Below are 17,003 nucleotides of genomic sequence, written 5' to 3'. Positions count from 1 at the left end.
AGGGATGCCCATTCGCACACAAGTCTGGACAGTCGGCGCGCAACCCGTAGCCCTTAAGGCGGCACGGTTAATCAGCGAGCAGCTACTGGAAAACATGGTTGTCGCGGCGCCGGCGCTTCTGTCGGAGGACTGGTTGCTGATCGGCCAGCAGGAAAGCACCGGCTATGGCGGCCGTATCGACCTGCTGGCGCTGGCGCCGGATGCCTCGCTGGTGCTGATCGAACTCAAGCGTGACCGCACCCCACGTGAGGTGGTGGCGCAGGCGCTGGACTATGCAGCCTGGGTCGAGCAGCTGGAGGCGGACGAAATTGCCATCATCTACCAGCGCTTCAGGCCGCAGAGCGATCTGGCCGCTGATTTCCAGGCGCGTTTCGGCGTGCCGCTGGATATCGAGTCGCTCAATCAGAGCCATCAGATCGTTATCGTCGCTGCCGAGCTGGATGCCAGCAGCGAGCGCATCGTCAGCTACCTCAGTGAGCGCAAAATCGCCATCAACGTCCTGTGCTTCCAGGTATTCCAGCTCGGCGACCAGCAGCTCATCAGCCGGGCATGGCTGCTCGATCCCTCCGAAACGCCACAACCCACCGCCGTTGCCAAGCCTGGAACACCCGGCGAACCCTGGAACGGCGAGTTCTACTGCTCCTTCGGCCACGGCCCGAGCCGCTCCTGGCCAGAGGCCCGGCAGTACGGCTTCATCTGCGGTGGCGGTGGCAGCTGGTACAGCAACAGCCTGAAGCTGCTCAGCCCTGGCGACCGCATCTGGGTCAACGTACCCGGCGCCGGGTATGTCGGCGTCGCACGAGTCACCAGCCATGCCTCCCCTGCCATTGAGTTCTGTATTCCCTATCAGGGCAACGAGGTGCCGGCGCTGGAGCTGCTCAGCGGTGCTAATTATCACCGCGACCTGGCCGATGACCCGGAACGTTGCGAATACTTCGTTTCGGTGGAGTGGCTGTTCAGCCTGCCGCTGAACGAAGCCATCAGGGAAGTCGGCCTGTTCGGCAACCAGAACACTATCTGCCGCCCAACCACCCCGAAGTGGCGCTGGACGGTGGACCGATTGAAAGAACGCTTCGGCGTGAAAGCCTGATTCGCGCATTGCTTTGATCCCTCTGCTTTAAACGGACGCTTTGGTCATGATGGATTTGCTGCAACACCTGATCCCCGATTTCGCCCATATGTTCAGCGCCAACCCTAACGGCATCAGTGCCTGGTTCTGGTTGGTCACTGCACTGATCTTCGGGTTTTCGCTGTTCTTCCTGATGCTGCATTTCCGGCATTTCAAAGCGCGCATGCGAGCACTGCGCTCGCTGCTGGACGGCCAGAGCAAGGACACCCTGGCTGCCAGCCGAAGAGAAACGCTACACAAGGCGCAGGAGCTGAAGGCATCCAATGTCGGCATGCTCTGGCGCGAGTTCGACGAAAGTCTTGTGCAGTCGTCCGACCAGCAAAAGCTGTTCAATACTCTGGATGCCGAGCATTTCTTCAATGCGCGCACACTGGCGAGTGGTCTGACTGCCAGCCGTCTGCTGGCCGCAGCACCCAGTTTCCTGGTGGCGGTCGGTGTGTTGGGTACCTTCGTTGGTTTGACCGTCGGGCTTGAGGGGCTGGTGGGTACGTCCGACGAGATCGAAGCGCTGAAGGGCGGCATCAACAAGCTGATCTCCGGCGCTGCTGTGGCATTCATGACATCGGTCTGGGGTGTTGCCTTCAGCCTGCTGCTGAACATCATCGAGAAGATGTTCGAGCGTAGTGCGCTGAATGATATCCAGCGGCTGCAGCACGATATCGACTTCCTCTACCCCCGCATTCCGGCCGAGCAATCGCTCGTACATATCGCGGAATACGGCAGAGAGAGCAAGGAAGCGCTGCAGGAACTGCACGAGCGTATCGGTGACAAGCTGCAGGAAACCCTCACCGGTATGAATGAGGCCATGCAGACAGCGCTGACCGATGCGCTGAACAACATCATGGCGCCCGCTATTCAGACCTTGGTCAGTACCACCAGCCAGCAATCTACCCAGGTGCTGGAGACCTTGGTGGGAAGTTTTATGGATGGTATGACCTCGGTTGGCCGTGAGCAGGGCAACCAGATGCAGCAAGCCGCTGCTGACGTGAACGCCGCCGTAAGCGGCATGAGTGAGCGTCTGAATCAAGTATTCACAAGCTTGAGTGACCAGCAGAGTCGGCAGATGGAGTCGGCACAGCAGCAGAGCAATCAGTTCGAAGCCCAATTGCAGCGCATTACCGGCTCCGCCGATCAGCGACAGGAACAACTGGAGCAGCGCTTCAGCGAGCTGATGGCCGGTCTGTCGAGCCAGTTGCAGGGGCAGCTGGGCTCTGCGCAGCGCCGCGATGAAGAGCGTCAGGCGATGTTCGAGCGCTTACTGAGTGAGTCCAGTGCGAATCAGGCGGGACTTCTGGAGAAGTTCTCCAGTTCCACCCAGGACCAGATGCGGGTGATGGCCGAGGCGGGCAACGAGCGCCATAGCAACCTGGAGAAGGTTTTCTCCCGCCTGATGATGAACCTGAACACACAGCTCGATACGCAGATGGGGGCCGCGGAGCAGCGTGAGCAGGCCAGGGCACAGCGCCATGAACAGCAGCAAGCGGGAGCGCTGGCGCAACAGCAGCAGCTTATTGGCAGCCTCGGCCAGACCAGCCAGCAGCAGATTGGCGCCATTGCTGAAGCCGCTGCGACGCAACAGCGCAATCTTGAGGAGACGGTCAGCAAGCTGCTCGGCAGTTTCAATGAGCAGGTGAGCGGGTACGGCATGCAGGCGGAGCAGCGTGAACAGAGCCGCCAGCAGCGCTTTAACGAACAATTGGAGGACATGGCTGGGCAGCAGCAGGAGTTGCTGGCAGGCATCGCGTCCGCCGTTCAGGTTACCCAGCAGCAGAGCAGGCAGATGGCTGAACAGCACCAGCAGCTGATGACGCGCCTGCAACAGGCAACCGAAGCGGCTGCGACCAGCAGCAAGCACATGGATAGCAGCGCCAACCAGTTGGGCCTGCTTTCTGCCAACCTTCGCCAAGCTTCCGACATGTTGGGGCAACGTTTAGAGGGGGTAACCCAGAGCGTGGAAGCTGCAGGCAACCAGAATGCGGGGTTGGCTGAGCAGCTGCAGGGCCAGGCAAGTTCGCTCTCGCAGTTGCAAAAGGCGCTGCTTGAAGGCGCGCAGCGCTTTGAGCAGGCCGCGAGCGAAGCACGCAATGGCTTTGGTGACATGAAACAAACTCAGCAGGAGTTCCTGTCCGGCGTACGGCATGAATTTACAACGCTGGGCGAGACGCTGCGTGTCCAGGTGGAGGCGATTGAAAAGCAGGCTGAGGAGTGGTTGCGTAGCTACGCCAGCGAGGTGCGGACGCAGACTGACGATCGCATGAACAAGTGGAACGAGGTTTCGCTCGCCTATGCCGATCAGATGCACCGCAATGTCCAAGCCGTAAGCGGCATATTGGATGAGCTGGAGGCCCGCTGATGCGCTTTCGCAAGTCGCACGACGTCGCAGTTGACGAGGAGAACCCGTACTGGATGTCCTTCTCGGACATCATGTCTGCCCTGCTGGTTATCTTCATCCTGGCCTCGGTGATTTTGATCTTGCAACTGATGGAAATTCAGCAAGAACTGAAAGAGCGTCAGGTGAAGTTCGACGAGGAAATCGTTGAGCTGAAGAAAGCCGAAGAGGTGCGCCGCACCATCCTTGATGAGGCTGTTGAGGCCTTGCGCAAACGCGGCATAAAAGTGGAGGTCAGCGAAAATCACACAGTGTTGAGCATTCCCAACGATCTTCTTGGATTCGATACCGGCGCGTATGACATCCACGCTGCCTATCAGGCGCGTGCGCTTGAGATCGGAAAGGTCATCAACGAGGTGATCTCGCGTGATGACCGCGTGGAGTTCTTGGACACGATTTTTATCGAGGGGCACACGGATAATCGTCCGTTGCCCGGATTTATGGGCAAGGGCAACTGGGGGCTTTCTACCTTTCGTGCTATTTCGCTCTGGCAGTTTTGGAGTGACGCCTTGGCGCGCGAGGAACAGCTGTCGCGCCTGAACAACAAGGACGGGAAACCGCTGTTCTCGGTCAGCGGGTATGGCGAAACGCGTCCGGCCGTGGCGGATCAGGTCACGGAGGAAGACTTCAAACGTAATCGCCGAATCGACATTCGATTCACCATCCGTCGTCCGGATAGCGCGCAGTACGAGCAGGTCAAGGAGCGACTGGAAGAGGCCAAGCCATGAGGCTGCCTCCAGTAGAGTTTCCTGCGGTCAGCTGGAGCGCTCAGATGCTCGAGAGCTGGACTGTACTGGCAAAAAAGGCAGCCACTATGGAGACGGAGACCGGAAACAATGATGCGTTTGAGCGCATGTGCGCTGAACTGCATCGTATGGCTGACACACTGCGTTTTGATGTGCTGCCAGAGTTGTTAAAGCGTCGGATAACGGCTCGCGCGCTGACCTCGTTGTGGCTCAACGACGAAGTAGTCGAACTACTCAACGCACGCTTGCTAACCACCATGCTGAGGGCGCAGCAGCCGCGTCTCACCCGTATGACTCTGCAACAGTTGGCACAGTTGTATTTCAGGCGATTCGATAGGTTGGATGAAAAGGACGGGTTGCGCGAGCTCCTGGAGCGGAGCTTGTTACAGCAGCTTGCACTGATACCGCCGTCCAGAATTCAAACATCGCGGGCCGATCCGCTGGTGACGCTCAAGCGCGAGGGGCATTGTTTGCTTAGCCTGGATGGTCCACGCCATCTCGCTGAACGCGTGCGTCAAGGCGGACGTGAACTTGGCGAGACGTTCATGGAGCTCGGTTTGCACGGCTTTGATGATGGCCGTTATGGCGATATCTGCCGAGCGCACTTTTATCTCGAGACGTTGCGACAGTTACATCCCGGCGAGTCCGATCCGGTGCTGGATGAGTTGCTTAAGCCTGCGGTGGCCAAGGCGCCCTTCGAAGGCACACGGCGAATCGGCCATGTTGCGCTTGAGATTCTCATCGACCGTGCTGGCCAGGAACCCGGCGAAGTATGGCAGAACTTCATTCTTAACTTGGCAGGAGACCCGCGTATCTCAAGCTCCGCAGCCAACTTCCGGGAGTGGTGGCAGCCGCTGGGCGAAGAGCGGATTCAAAAGGTACGGGGCTGGTTATCGAAAGAGGACTTGCGGCTGTTCTTGCAAGCAGTCGAGCAATACGGGCTTGAAACGGCTAATACAGAAATGCAGCGGATGTTTCCCGCCCGTAAGCGATTCCTGGAAGGACTGTTCAAGCTCAAGTTGATTCGAAATACCCGACTCTTGCTAGGTAGCAAGGCTCGGCAGTCGGTCAAGCGAATCTTAGGCAAGGACGTTAAGACCAGCTTCGCTGAGATGGACGGGGCGATGAGCGACAAGGCGGTTATCTATCTTGATTGCGGCGATTTCCATCTGGTCGAGGGCTCACATAGTTTCAAGATTTGGGCCTACTTGGCCGCGCCTGGTGAAGCCCTAAGAACGTATGAGCGGAATACCTTCAGTCACTACGACCTGACCACCACGATTCCCGGGACTTACAAGAAACTCTACCCTGGGCTGCCTTACGACGCTTTTGTGCATACCCCATATACCTGGCAGAACAAGGTCTTCACCTTCCTAGCCGAGAATGGGATTGCTGTCGATGTCGAGCAGCTTCTGAGCCCTGAAGACTACCGGCTTCAACTGCGTAAATTCGGGATCCCTGCCGTAAGTGCCAAGCGCACGGTGGTTCCACCTCCGGCGAAAGAGGGGGCCAAGACGGCAACGCGATCGCCGACGGCTGCTCAACAAAGTACTGAGCACGCTGCGGCGCGGACGTCACGCAATGCCGATGTGCCAACCCCAACACGGCGTTCAGCTGATGTTGCAGCTGCGGCCGTAAATGGTGCGGTGAAATCAGGCGCCGTTGCCTCCGGTCGCGATGACCCGGCTCTGCAACGAACGAAGCAGCCGTCCATCAGCTCGCTCCAGCTAGCGGCCCTGCGTTATCTCGAGACTCATCCACGTTGCGGTTTCTATGCGTTGCTGGAAGCAGTAAGCAACCAGGGCGGCAATGTGTTGAACGTGAAAACAATGTTGGAGAGCAGCCTCTCTCAGTACGTCCAGCAGGACGAAGAGGGGAATTGGTTGCTGTCGACCCATGGTGAGCAGTTGTTAGCCGAGCTGGCCAGGTCGGAGCCATCAGATGCAAGTCAGAGCGTGCCGAGTGCCGCAAATGCCAATGCCAGTGCCAATGCCAGTGCCAATGCAAGTGCCAATGCAAGTGCAAATTCGGGCTCGAGGGTCGCTAGGCTCGAGCCGTTTGCGCTGGCCGTATTGCGTTATTTCGCGGCCAATCCAGGCGATAAGGTTCGTTATGCGGCGAATATTCTAGAGGTCGACGCGAGGCTGGTAAATCAGGCTCTATACGGGCCATTGAAAGGGATCTGTACGCAGGATGACAAGTACGGATGGCAGCTGACGGGCGCGGCTCAACGGGAGCTGGAAGCGTTCGAGGCTGAGGGGAGAGAGCAGTAATGAGACTTTTCGATGTTTTGAAGTCGTTAATTGGCGAACGTGATGTGGCGGTCGGTAGTCAGGAGGGGTTTGCGTCGAGTGCAGACTCCAACGGAGTCAATTTTTATCTTCCCGTCCAGACGTTCAAAGCGTTGCAGGAAGGCAAAGGCAACGCGCTGCAGAAAATTCAGCTGATTGTCCTGAACATGCTCTCTGAGCAGGGCATAGCAGAGCATACGGCCAACGGCTTTCATATCGGTGCTGAAGATATTGCCGGTATGGACAGTGAGCAGGCCGATATTCTGCGGCTGCCACGGCGGTTCACGGGGCGCTTTCAGACTTCCATCAGCGGGCGCACAGGTAACAGCGGCTTTCGCGTTGGGCTTGCCGTTGAAGTGGCTGAAGGCCTCACACCTTTCTTGCGCAAAGGCCCGTATTTGTGTCTGACGAGTACCGAGCGCTACTGGCTTACGCCAGCTGAGCTGATGGGGCTGATGGCTTGGGAAAAGCATGAGTCTCTCGAGCCTGCACAGCGAGGGGAGGCGGCTAACCTTCGTTTGATGGCCGAGCTACAGACAGCTGCCCGAAGCGGTATGCGCATCGATCTGAGTCATTTCGATCGGCTTGATGTTGTCGTTCCGGAAAATGTTGGCGTCATTGCGACCCGGTTGCCAGACGGCAGCCTGATGCTGTGCCCGAGTCTGGGGGATGGATCGACGCCCGATCAGCTGGAGAAGCGCTGGTCGCAGCTCGACATGAGCGCTGACGGGGGTGTGCTGCGAATCGACAATCGTGTGGTGTTGCTCGATCAGGCCAAGATGGACGGCATTCGCAATGTGCTGGCCAACAAACGAATCCCGTCAGATAAGGTCGCCGAGTTCATCGCCTCGCCTACGGCCTTTCTGGATGCTGCACTGGTAAATCTCGAGGTCGGTTTCTCGGTCCGCGTAGCTGGCATTGGCAAGCTGCAGCATATGGACTTTGGCGCGTTGGATACGGCTAAGAATGACTGGTTTGCCTTGGATAAGCGCCCCGCGCCAGCAGAGATCATCCCGAAGTTGGTTCAGACGCCAGAGGAGTTGGAGCGTTTTGAGGAGGTGCTGAGGTCCGCGATAGAGCAGGGTGCGACGAGTCTCAGTTTTGCTGGTGAGGTCATCGACATTTCAGACGCGCCGCTTGTGGCGCGTCAATTGGAACAGGTGAAAGAGACGCTCGAGAAGCCCGAGTTTTCGGAGCCGCCGGCCGCAGCTGAAGATCTCTTTGACGAGCCCAAGGAGAAGGTTGCCGTCATTCTTAAGGATGCCGGCGAAATCAACTCGACACTACTGGCAAAAGCCAGCAACGCTCGCTTACTGGAAGCACCAGACTGGTCCGCTTATGCGCGGCAGCCATTCCCGCATCAGGTCGAAGGTATTGAGTGGATGCTCAGGCTGATGAACGCCGCGTTATCTGACGATCATGATGACCTCTATCGCCTACAGGGCAGCCTGCTCGCCGACGATATGGGGCTGGGCAAAACATACATGTCGCTGGTCGCAATCGGTGAATACCTGGCAGCCCAGCGCCGAAGCGAAAAGCCGCAAAAACCAGTCCTGGTAGTCGCACCACTTAGCCTGTTGGAAAACTGGGAAGACGAAGTTGGAAAGACCTTTCTAAGCATTCCGTTCCGCGATCTCGTGGTGCTGCAAGCTGGACGAGACTTGAACCGCTACCGCGTCAAGGGCGCCGAGAAAGAGTCTGTTCAACTGGCTGCCCTGGCCGATGATGAGGGCATGATGGATGCCCAGAGCATTCGTTATGCGTTGACCATTGGCCCGGAGGCGGGTGCTCAACGTCTGGATATGGACCGTCGTTTGGTTCTAACAACGTACCAGACGCTGCGTGACTACCAGTTTTCTCTGTGCAGGATCGACTGGGGCATGGTCATTTTCGACGAGGCGCAGAACATCAAGAACCCTAACGCACTGCAAACCCGTGCGGCAAAGGGGTTAAAGGCTGACTTCAAATTGTTGGCCACAGGCACGCCCGTGGAGAACAGCCTCGGCGACTTCTGGTGTTTGATGGATACGGCTCAGCCAGGGTTGTTTGGCAGCTGGGAAAACTACCGAGACACTTGGATCAAGCCGATTCTCTCGGCCGGGGAGGAGGAGCGCGACGAGGTCCGTGTTCGTCTGGGTGAGCAACTGCGCAAGGCGGTCGGGCCGTTCATGCTGCGTCGCGTGAAGGAAGACCAGCTCAAAGGCCTGCCCAGCAAAACTATCCGTAGTGGGGTAGAGCAGGTCGATCGAGGCATTCAGCGTTACGCGCCTGAGTTGGGTGTCTCAATGCGCGGGATTCAACTGCAGGTGTATGACGATGTGCTAGATGGATACCGTGCTCGACGCGCCAGCGCAGATGACATGCGTGGTTCGGCTCTAGCGGCGCTTACGCAGTTGCGCTCCGTATCGTTGCACCCTCGTTTGGATGATGAACCATCGCTCTACAGTCGGGATGGCCACCATGCGCGGCAGTTGATGTCCGAGTCCGGCAAGCTAGCCGTAATGCTCAAACTGCTGGACGAGATTCGGGATAAGGGCGAAAAGGTCATCCTGTTCATGATGACCAAGCGCCTGCAAAGGCTTTTGAAACTGTGGCTTGATCAGATCTACGGCCTGGACATTGCCGTTATCAACGGAGATACAAAAGCGGTAGCTACCAAAGCGGAAGAAATGACCCGTAAGAAGCTCATTTCAGCATTCGAAGCGAAGTCAGGATTCAACCTCTTGATCATGTCTCCGGTCGCAGCGGGTGTAGGTTTGACCGTTGTCGGAGCTAACCACGTTGTTCACCTGGAACGGCACTGGAACCCGGCAAAAGAGGCGCAGGCCTCTGACCGTGTGTATCGCATCGGGCAGCAGAAGGAGGTGTTTATTCATCTGCCCGCCGTAACGCATCCACAGTTTGATTCGTTCGATGTGCACCTGGATCGGCTGCTGCGCGGCAAGTTAATGCTCAAGGACGCTGTGGTGACACCAGAAGCGGTTAGTGAGAGCGAGATGATTTACTCAATGGGGCTTTAGTCACGTTGCGGGCATGCCTAGTCGGAAGCTGGGGCTTGTTGCAAGGTCCGCATTCGCCGCAAGGGGCGGTGATGCGACCACTGCAATGCCTGCTAGGCAACGACATCGCCCCGGGCCGCGCTATTACATCTCTTCTGTAACGATGCTGTGACTCACCTGCTCAGCCAGGACCACTAATCTTGCGTTGGTGTGCTAGATATCGCTAGAGCAGTCTACGAGACGTCATGATATGGGAGCTGAAGCGATGGGTGATTTATCAGTTCAGGCAGAAATGCAGGGAGATGAGAAAGCGTTGGAGAGTCGTAGCATAAGAAATGCCGAGAAACTGGCAACGATGCTCGAAGATTATCTAAAACAGCGGTTTGGTTATAAAACCCCGGCAGTTACGTTCGGCTTGCCTCGCTACTTGGTGTCAGCTCGGCGGAAGAAGTACGACCTTTACCTTCGCGTGACGCCTCCAAATTGCGATTTCTGGCCCAGCGATACTCTTGTAGTCGCGAGGATAGGCTTCCATCAGCAGCGGAAGGGACATGGCACGCATCTCATGTCTTTCTTTGTGAGCAATGCGGATAGGTTTGGCTTCACGCATATAGGAATCGAGTCAATGAACCCTAACAGCTCCGCTTTTGCTGCTGCGCTTGGGTTCGCGCCGCATCGCTCTGAGCGCCACGTTCGGGCGCCGGTTGAGGTCATTCAGCGATTTTTGCCACGTGCCGAGCCAGGACATAATCGGTGATGGCGAGAGGCAGGCAAACTCTTAGAGTAGATGAGAGGAGAGCCGCGTATCGGTACGCAACCGTGGTGCGCAAGCTGGTACGCACGGAAAGGGGCGCTTCAACCGCGCTGCGTATCAGGCGCGAAATTCCTTACTCAACCTCTAGCGGCCAACTTCTGGAGTGTTCGAAGTCGTCCCGACGGTGCAGGATGGTATGCGTCCATTAGGGCGCGAACGCAACCGTTATAGGGGCTCGTCAGTTGCCCGCGCGATGCTGGGGTGCGATGGGACTTCATCTGCCCCGGGGTCCTTCTCAATTGGTGGGCACCAGTGCAAACCTCCATCAGGGAGATGAACGAAGGCTCCGTTGAAAGGTCTGTCCGGCATCTTCCCTTTAATGTGAAAATTCCATAGGCGAATGAGCGCGTCCCGTCGGCGACGAATAGCATGGCGGATCTTCACTGGCACTGCTCCGTGCAACGGCCTGGATTAATGAAGTTAGAGCGTGTCGGGCGTAGCGAATACCCTTGTCCCAACCTGTTCGTCGGCCTCGCGTACGCCCAAGCGGTTTCATCGACCGCAGATCTCAGCATACCGATAGTCTAGCAACGGATCGGAGTTCGGCAGCAATGGCAATGAGCAAGGCGGAACAGGCAGCGCTCGAAGCGCTCAAGAACGGGGCGACGTTCGCCGAGGCAATGGACATGCTGCCCGAGCCGACGCCGGAGCAGCTGGCACAATTGGACGAGAACGGCGATTACATCCTTCCACCAAACAGCTCAGAGCTGACCACGGAGCAGCGCCCGGCGCTACGGCAGTCTAGCTAGTGCACTATGTAACCTCGACTTAGAATCGGAGCGAGCGAGTTGGCGAGTTCCCGTACCAGTAGCGACGCCCGAATCTACTTCTCGAGCGTCGCTATGACTATGGCTGAGGGGGCGTCCGCTGTGAGCTAGGTGACACATTGCTATTGAAGGTTGCGTAGCAGCTGTTCCTGGTCCCGGAGTAACTGTCTCAGCTCGCGCAGCTGCGTCGCTCCGGTTTATTGATCGAGCGCTGCGACATCCGCGACAACTGCGACAGCTGTCGTAGTTGCTGGTGGGGGGTGTTGCGACAGACCTGCGACAGATTGCGACAATGGATCACAATCAGTGGGTTTGTCGCTGGCTGTCGCAAGCGTGTCGCAGCCACCTGTCTCATGGTTGTCGTGGGTTGTCGCAAATGTCGCGGTTGTCGCAGCTGGATTGACGCGGTACCGGTTAACGCCTTCGGCGAATAAATAGTGGTGTTCTACAAGTAGGGTAAGTAGTGCGTCTCGATGCTTCGCGTTCTGTCGGGCAACCGTCGGCCCTCGACGCTGCAAGGTTCTAGCGTCGAAAGTTTCCCAGTGGTTCTGGATCAGCCAGCTGATTAACCGATGCGCCTGGAGCAGCTGCGGATCCAACTTCGTCGGATAGGCCAGGCGCAGTGCCTCGCCCAGATACCAGCTCACCAGCGTCGCGGCGCGCTCAATAATGGGGCGGGTTAGGCTTGAAGCTCTCTCGGTAATGGCGAGCACACCAGCAATGCGGAGAATATTTTCTCCGCCCTTGGCGGCTGTTGGCTTGATGTCTTCCATGCGGCCATTTCGGCCCAATTCCGCCTCGATCGCATCGTGTGCTTCGATCCAAACAGTTTTGGCGTCCGCGTCCATCTTCAGCTCAGTCGGTTCGAACTCGCCGCGATCGTTCTTGGGCGGCTCACGGAGCAGGAGATCGGTCATGCGCGCCCAATACCGCAGCAAGCGCGGATCATGGCGTGGGTTCGCATGTTGATAAAAACGTGTACCTGCCAACGACTGGGGCCATGCAACCAAGAAACGGGCAAGAAACCCCTGCCCGCGCAGTATCGGGTCCCCCAATACCTTATTTGCAACGACGGGTTGGATCATAAGGTGGGCGCTCAGGCGGCAACCGTTGCGTGATGCACTCTCGCCCTCGGCGGCACGGGTACGGGTGATCGGTGCGCCATCCCACAGCTTCGAAAGTCCTGCCACGCTTTTGAGCATGTTTTCCGGCTTGTTGGCGTGACCTCCAAAAAACTGCCCACCTTCATCGCTGAAGAGCCCTTGCGAGGGGTACCCGCGGAGCAGCGACTTTTGCAGTCCCTCCAAGGTGGGTTCTTCAACCAGGATGAATGGCAAAGGAGGCGGATCGGGTTCTTGCAATGCGTCCAACCCAGCGGCGGCGGCCGCGGGGTTGGCTTTTGCTTTTTCTAGAATGGCAGCGCGTGCGCACTGATACGCGTCTCGCTGGTCCCGATACTCCTTCTGCTCGGCGCTATAACGCTCCAGCAGTGCGCTCTGTCGTTCGTGATGCGCGCGCAAAGCCAGGCGGTCAGCAGCGGACTTGCGATCGCCAGACTCGGCCACGGTAAGCAAAAATAGCGAAAGAGGGATCGGCTGCCCATCCCGGATGGCGTCACCGTGAGGCTGTGCCGCCATCGCAGCGGCCGCAAGGACCGATTGTGCCGCAAGCGCCGCAGGCACTTGTACAGCTTCCACTATTGCAGCGGCAGCACCTCCCAGTACATCGCCCAAGGCTTCCAGCGGATAACGAACGGCCGCTTCCACTTCAGGCAACAGCGGCGTTGGTTCGGGGTAGCGCGGATCAGGAATTAGGAACGGCTCCATTAGTACCCCTCCTGCCAGTTTTTCAGGTCGTTGAAGTCGGAAAGACTTAACGGTTCTGCGCCGCTCCATGGCGGGAACACGACGCCACAGCCGAGTTGTTCGGCGGCACGCTCCGCGGAGGTGCGCCCCGGATTGCCCTTGGTCTGGCGGTCGTCATCGCCGGCAATGACCAAAGGACTATTTGGGTAAATGCGGCGCAACTGCTGACCGACAGCCAGCAGGTTTCCGGCGTTCATGGCGCAGGCCACGGCGGCATCGGTGTGCTCGTGGATCGTGGCGCCTGTCGCCCAGCCTTCGCAGACGTAAATCAGTTTGCCAGGCTCCGCCTTGCCCATAGGGCTGTACGCGCCAGCCACGCGGCCACCAAACATAAAACGCTTGGTGCCGTCCGGGCAGATGCGTTGGAGATTGACCAGCTTGCACTCGTGGTACAGCGGAACCAGCAGGGTCGATTCCAGTTGGCGCAGGTTATGCGGCTGGCAGCCCTTGTTCACCAGGTAGGGATGGCTGGCTTTCGCTGGTACCGCAAACACGTACAGTCGCATCGATTTGGCCGCAGCAAGCTGCTGGCGGTGAAGTTGCTCCGCTTCCCGTTGACGGCGGGCCTGCTCGACACGTCTACGGATCGACTCGAGCTCGAAGGGGGTGGAGGGTTTGCGGCTGCTCCAGGTGTGCCATGTGGTACCACCTGTTTCTTTGAAGCTCCCAAACCAGCCCGATGCAATTCCGTCCGAATAAAGCGCGTAAGCACCGTTGCGTGTGCCTGCGCGGTCACCAGGGACGTGGTAGCGGTGGATCTGGCCGTCCGCTTTGGGCAGCCAGTGAAGCGGGCCATGGACAGCTTGCATGGCAGCATGAAAATAGGCTTCGATCATTGGAAATAACCCCAAATGAGGATCACGGCGATAACGCTAAGCCCAACAACATCGGTACTCATCGGGTGGTAGCGAAGCCAGGCAATGACCTTTTTCAGAACGGCCGAGGGCGTCCCGGCCTTGCGGCGGGTTGGTGATTTCGGCATGGGTTAGTCCTCGCGGCTAGAGAGCGCGTTACGTTCCAGAGTCGCCAAGATGGCGTTTGCGTGTTCACGCTCGGTGGCGGGAACGCTGTAGCGGGTGACGCGGCAAGGCTTGCCCCAGCGGTTAGGCACTTTCTCCGGCGTGCGCTTGAAGGTGACGCCGTGACGGTTCGCCAGTTCAGAGATAGTGCTATTCAAGCAGTGGTCCCCAAGGGGCTCAGCCTCAAAATGGTTCAAAGTGGCGCCTGTGAGGAAATACGCCAAGATGCTCATGGTCTTGCTGGGGGCTTTGGAGGGAGGAGGCGTTTTCATTAGCACACCTCGCCGGTATGGTCAGCAGTGCGACGCGCCAAGAACGCTGCAAGGTCCGAAACGCGATAACGCACCAGGCGGCCAACCTTTACAAACGGAAGGTTGTAGCGGCCGGTAGAGCGCCAGACGGCCAAGGTGGTTTTTTTGGCGCCCAACACTTCAGCCGCCTGTATATCGCTGACTTGCGTAGGTGGGCTCTTCGGATCAAAGCCGAGCTGCGCGGCAACCTGCGCGGCAATCTCAGCCTTGAGCTCCGCAAAATCTGAGGCGTGGGTGGTAGGCATGTATGCGACTCCATCAAGTGTGATTTGGCGGAGTCATGCTGTGAAAAAGTGGGCGGTAGGAAAAATCCTATCGTTACAAGTGTTTGATTATTCGTTACGACTGTCAGATTAGCGTTATCTTCCTTGCCTGCGAACTCCACTTCATCCTGGCCCTGGCTGGCTTGCAAAGTCAGGTGCTTCAGGTTTAATCCATCTCCTGACGGCACCAACGCTGCTTACCAATTTGCAGTACTTAGTTTTTTTCAGGTCGCTGAATACCGTTTCAGCCATTTTTCCGATTTTGATTTTCTTCCCGATATCTTTACGCCACTTTTCGGCGGCAATCTCTCGGGCGAGAGCCATCACGTCCTCTTTCCGCGCACGGACACCGGCCGCTCGCTTCTCAGCAGAATGCTTTCGATACGCCTCAACTGCGGTCATTGCGGTCATGGTTGATGTCTGAACCGTAATCTCAAAAAAGCTTTTAAATACCTTGTCCAGATCGGCCTTATCTTCTTCCAGCAAGCACTTCAACTCATCCGAATAAATCATGTGCTGGGCTGCTATGACAGCCATGTGCTCGGGAGTACAGGTTGCGAGTAACTCCCGTGCGAGATGATCCGCGTACCGGTCATATTCTTCAGCCGATTTAACTCTTACGCCGGGGCTCCAATGGCTTGGCCTGGCTAATCGCTCCATGCGGTATTTTTTAGCTTGGAGGGTGTTAAAACCTAAGCCCGGTGCTGGTGCTTCCTTTCCGTCGTCACTCATTGCACGTTGCTCTAAGTAATCCCAATTATCGGATCGATCGACCAGCCGGGCGAGTGGGGTTCCCGTTGTTCGGGTACGAACCTAGGCAGACCGATAATTTAGTCAAGCCGGTGGTCTATTTTACGAGTTGAGTTTTGTGGGTAGCTTTACCACTTCGGCGGGCTGTTTGATGCCGGCCGCTTCAAGCATGGCCTGTGTTGCTGTGTTGACGGACTGCCGCACCGGATCAAGATCAAGCCGCGCATAGATGGCGGTGGCTTGATGGGTCTTGTGGTTGAGGGATTTTCCGATGATTGCCAGAGATGCGCCGGTCTTGGCCTGCCAGCTCCCAAGAGTGCGGCGCAGGTCGTGAATCCGTAAGTCGGTCATGTCATAGATCGCCGGGTCGATTTCCAGGGCGTCGGCGATGGCGCGGTAACGCTTCGCTGCGGCGGCTGGCGCGGTCGTAACCCGTTGGTCAGCCTGCTGGCGCTCCTCGGTGGTCAGCTTGCCTATCCCTTCCAGGTGGTCGAGGAGGCGGCGCAGGCTGGCGCGCAGCAGGACGGCAGCCCATGCCTTTTTCGGCTCGACTAGGTGGCCGGTCTTGCCTTCGCCGGGGAAGACGAAAGGCGACGTGCCGGTGGTGCGCTTGCGGGCTTTGAGTGCGGACACAGCTTCAGGCGACAGGGTGACGTTTTGCGGCGTGCCATTCTTGGTCATGCCGATGCGCCAGACGCGGGCGTCGAGGTCAAGGTCGCGCCAGGCCATCGCCTGGACATTTGAGCGTCTCGCGCCGGTTAATAGCGCCAGGAGAAAAAAGTCGCTCAAGCTCGACTCGCCGATGGCTTCGAATAAATAAGGTAGTTCAACTGCCTGAGCGAAGCGGTCGCGAGATGGCGCATGGTTTTTCTGAACGCGGATCGCCGGACTGATGCCCTCGAACAACTCTATATCCGCGGCGTAGCTGAATACCGAAGAAACGACGGCGAGTGCGCGATCGGCCTGTGCCGCGCTTTTTTTCGTAACCTTAGCGTGGATTGTTTTGATATCCGCGCGGGTGATGTGCGACAGCCTTCTACCTCTGATCGGCTCTAGATACAGGCGCAGCACATCCGAATAATCCCGCTTGGTACGTTCGCCGAGTGGTGTGCCGTCGCGCTTGCGCTTCTTCTTGAGAAAATCATCGAACACCTCGCCGAAAGTCTGTTCCTCCCGGATAGCTCGACGGGCAGCTGCTGGGTTCCCGCCTGCTTCGATTTCGGCATTAACGGCAGTGGCCTGTTTGCGCGCCTGCTCGACAGTCATTGCTGGGAATCGGCCAAGGGTAACGCGCTCAGGCTGGCCACCTTTCATGCGTCGATAAATTGAAAACGTCTTGACCCCAGTCGGCGACACTCGAAGCTGTAAGCCCTGAATTTTGGTGTCGTGATAAGTGGCACGCTTACCGGCCTCGGACGGCGGTAGCGCCAACAGCCTTTCTTTGCTGAATGCAATATGGGTTGCGCTGGGCATGCCTTCCTCGCCGATTCCGGGGTTACGCTGGGGTTACGTATTTGGCCGAAAAGGGGATGTTTCGATGTAACCCCGTTAAGCCTAGAATAGCCTTCAGGCCGCGCTCTGTATAGCTCCGTAAAGATTCATAAATGCGAGGGTATCCGGACACCCTCGCATTCGTAATGCGAAGGTCGGGGGTTCGACT

The 17,003-nt window shown here is 57.7% G+C and carries 14 protein-coding genes; 7 read left to right on the top strand and 7 right to left on the bottom strand.

The window, feature by feature from the left end:
• The first annotated feature begins 4 nt into the window (after positions 1–4).
• The 7 genes from ACQKIK_RS02900 to ACQKIK_RS02870 all read left to right on the top strand — a co-directional run bounded on the left by ACQKIK_RS02900 (position 5) and on the right by ACQKIK_RS02870 (position 11,117).
• A complete protein-coding gene (locus tag ACQKIK_RS02900) occupies positions 5–1,090 on the top strand; it encodes a DUF8606 domain-containing protein (protein WP_499134670.1) in 1,086 nt (361 codons plus the stop codon).
• A 46-nt stretch (positions 1,091–1,136) separates the two neighbouring features.
• Positions 1,137–3,482 carry an anti-phage ZorAB system protein ZorA gene (zorA, locus tag ACQKIK_RS02895; RefSeq protein WP_499134669.1) on the top strand — a complete coding sequence of 782 codons (2,346 nt, stop codon included), beginning with the start codon at positions 1,137–1,139 and terminating at the stop codon, positions 3,480–3,482.
• Positions 3,482–4,246: an OmpA/MotB family protein gene (locus tag ACQKIK_RS02890; RefSeq protein WP_499134668.1), complete on the top strand. Its 765-nt coding sequence runs from the start codon at positions 3,482–3,484 to the stop codon at positions 4,244–4,246. The genes zorA and ACQKIK_RS02890 overlap by 1 nt, the downstream gene beginning before the upstream one ends.
• On the top strand, positions 4,243–6,537 hold the full coding sequence (locus ACQKIK_RS02885; protein ID WP_499134666.1) for an EH signature domain-containing protein: 2,295 nt from the start codon (positions 4,243–4,245) through the stop codon (positions 6,535–6,537). Before ACQKIK_RS02890 ends, ACQKIK_RS02885 begins: the two co-directional genes overlap by 4 nt.
• On the top strand, positions 6,537–9,575 hold the full coding sequence (locus tag ACQKIK_RS02880; protein WP_499134664.1) for a DEAD/DEAH box helicase: 3,039 nt from the start codon (positions 6,537–6,539) through the stop codon (positions 9,573–9,575). The genes ACQKIK_RS02885 and ACQKIK_RS02880 overlap by 1 nt, the downstream gene beginning before the upstream one ends.
• 244 nt (positions 9,576–9,819) lie before the next feature.
• Positions 9,820–10,311 carry a GNAT family N-acetyltransferase gene (locus ACQKIK_RS02875; protein ID WP_499134662.1) on the top strand — a complete coding sequence of 164 codons (492 nt, stop codon included), beginning with the start codon at positions 9,820–9,822 and terminating at the stop codon, positions 10,309–10,311.
• A 608-nt stretch (positions 10,312–10,919) separates the two neighbouring features.
• A complete protein-coding gene (locus ACQKIK_RS02870; RefSeq protein ID WP_058064881.1) occupies positions 10,920–11,117 on the top strand; it encodes a hypothetical protein in 198 nt (65 codons plus the stop codon).
• A 215-nt stretch (positions 11,118–11,332) separates the two neighbouring features.
• Here the strand turns inward: ACQKIK_RS02870 and ACQKIK_RS02865 are convergent, their stop codons facing one another.
• From ACQKIK_RS02865 to ACQKIK_RS02835, 7 genes are all read right to left on the bottom strand, one after another.
• Complete coding sequence (locus ACQKIK_RS02865; protein WP_499134660.1) at positions 11,333–12,961, bottom strand: YfjI family protein; 1,629 nt, start codon at positions 12,959–12,961, stop codon at positions 11,333–11,335.
• A complete protein-coding gene (locus tag ACQKIK_RS02860; RefSeq protein ID WP_499134658.1) occupies positions 12,961–13,836 on the bottom strand; it encodes a toprim domain-containing protein in 876 nt (291 codons plus the stop codon). The genes ACQKIK_RS02865 and ACQKIK_RS02860 overlap by 1 nt, the downstream gene beginning before the upstream one ends.
• Positions 13,833–13,982, bottom strand: a complete 150-nt coding sequence (locus ACQKIK_RS02855; protein ID WP_312724746.1) for a hypothetical protein — start codon at positions 13,980–13,982, stop codon at positions 13,833–13,835. The genes ACQKIK_RS02860 and ACQKIK_RS02855 overlap by 4 nt, the downstream gene beginning before the upstream one ends.
• A 3-nt stretch (positions 13,983–13,985) precedes the next feature.
• A complete protein-coding gene (locus ACQKIK_RS02850; protein ID WP_312724747.1) occupies positions 13,986–14,177 on the bottom strand; it encodes a hypothetical protein in 192 nt (63 codons plus the stop codon).
• Positions 14,178–14,290: 113 nt separating this feature from the next.
• Positions 14,291–14,575, bottom strand: a complete 285-nt coding sequence (locus tag ACQKIK_RS02845; protein ID WP_499134655.1) for a helix-turn-helix domain-containing protein — start codon at positions 14,573–14,575, stop codon at positions 14,291–14,293.
• Positions 14,576–14,716: 141 nt separating this feature from the next.
• Positions 14,717–15,325 carry a hypothetical protein gene (locus ACQKIK_RS02840; protein WP_319300681.1) on the bottom strand — a complete coding sequence of 203 codons (609 nt, stop codon included), beginning with the start codon at positions 15,323–15,325 and terminating at the stop codon, positions 14,717–14,719.
• A gap of 120 nt (positions 15,326–15,445) precedes the next feature.
• Positions 15,446–16,816 carry a tyrosine-type recombinase/integrase gene (locus ACQKIK_RS02835; protein ID WP_312724750.1) on the bottom strand — a complete coding sequence of 457 codons (1,371 nt, stop codon included), beginning with the start codon at positions 16,814–16,816 and terminating at the stop codon, positions 15,446–15,448.
• Between the last annotated feature and the right edge of the window lie 187 nt (positions 16,817–17,003).

This window comes from Pseudomonas sp. NPDC047961 (assembly GCF_050272435.1).
Classification (GTDB): Bacteria; Pseudomonadota; Gammaproteobacteria; order Pseudomonadales; family Pseudomonadaceae; genus Stutzerimonas.
Note: the sequence above shows the minus strand (reverse complement) of the source record. Positions and strands in the feature narration are given on the sequence as shown.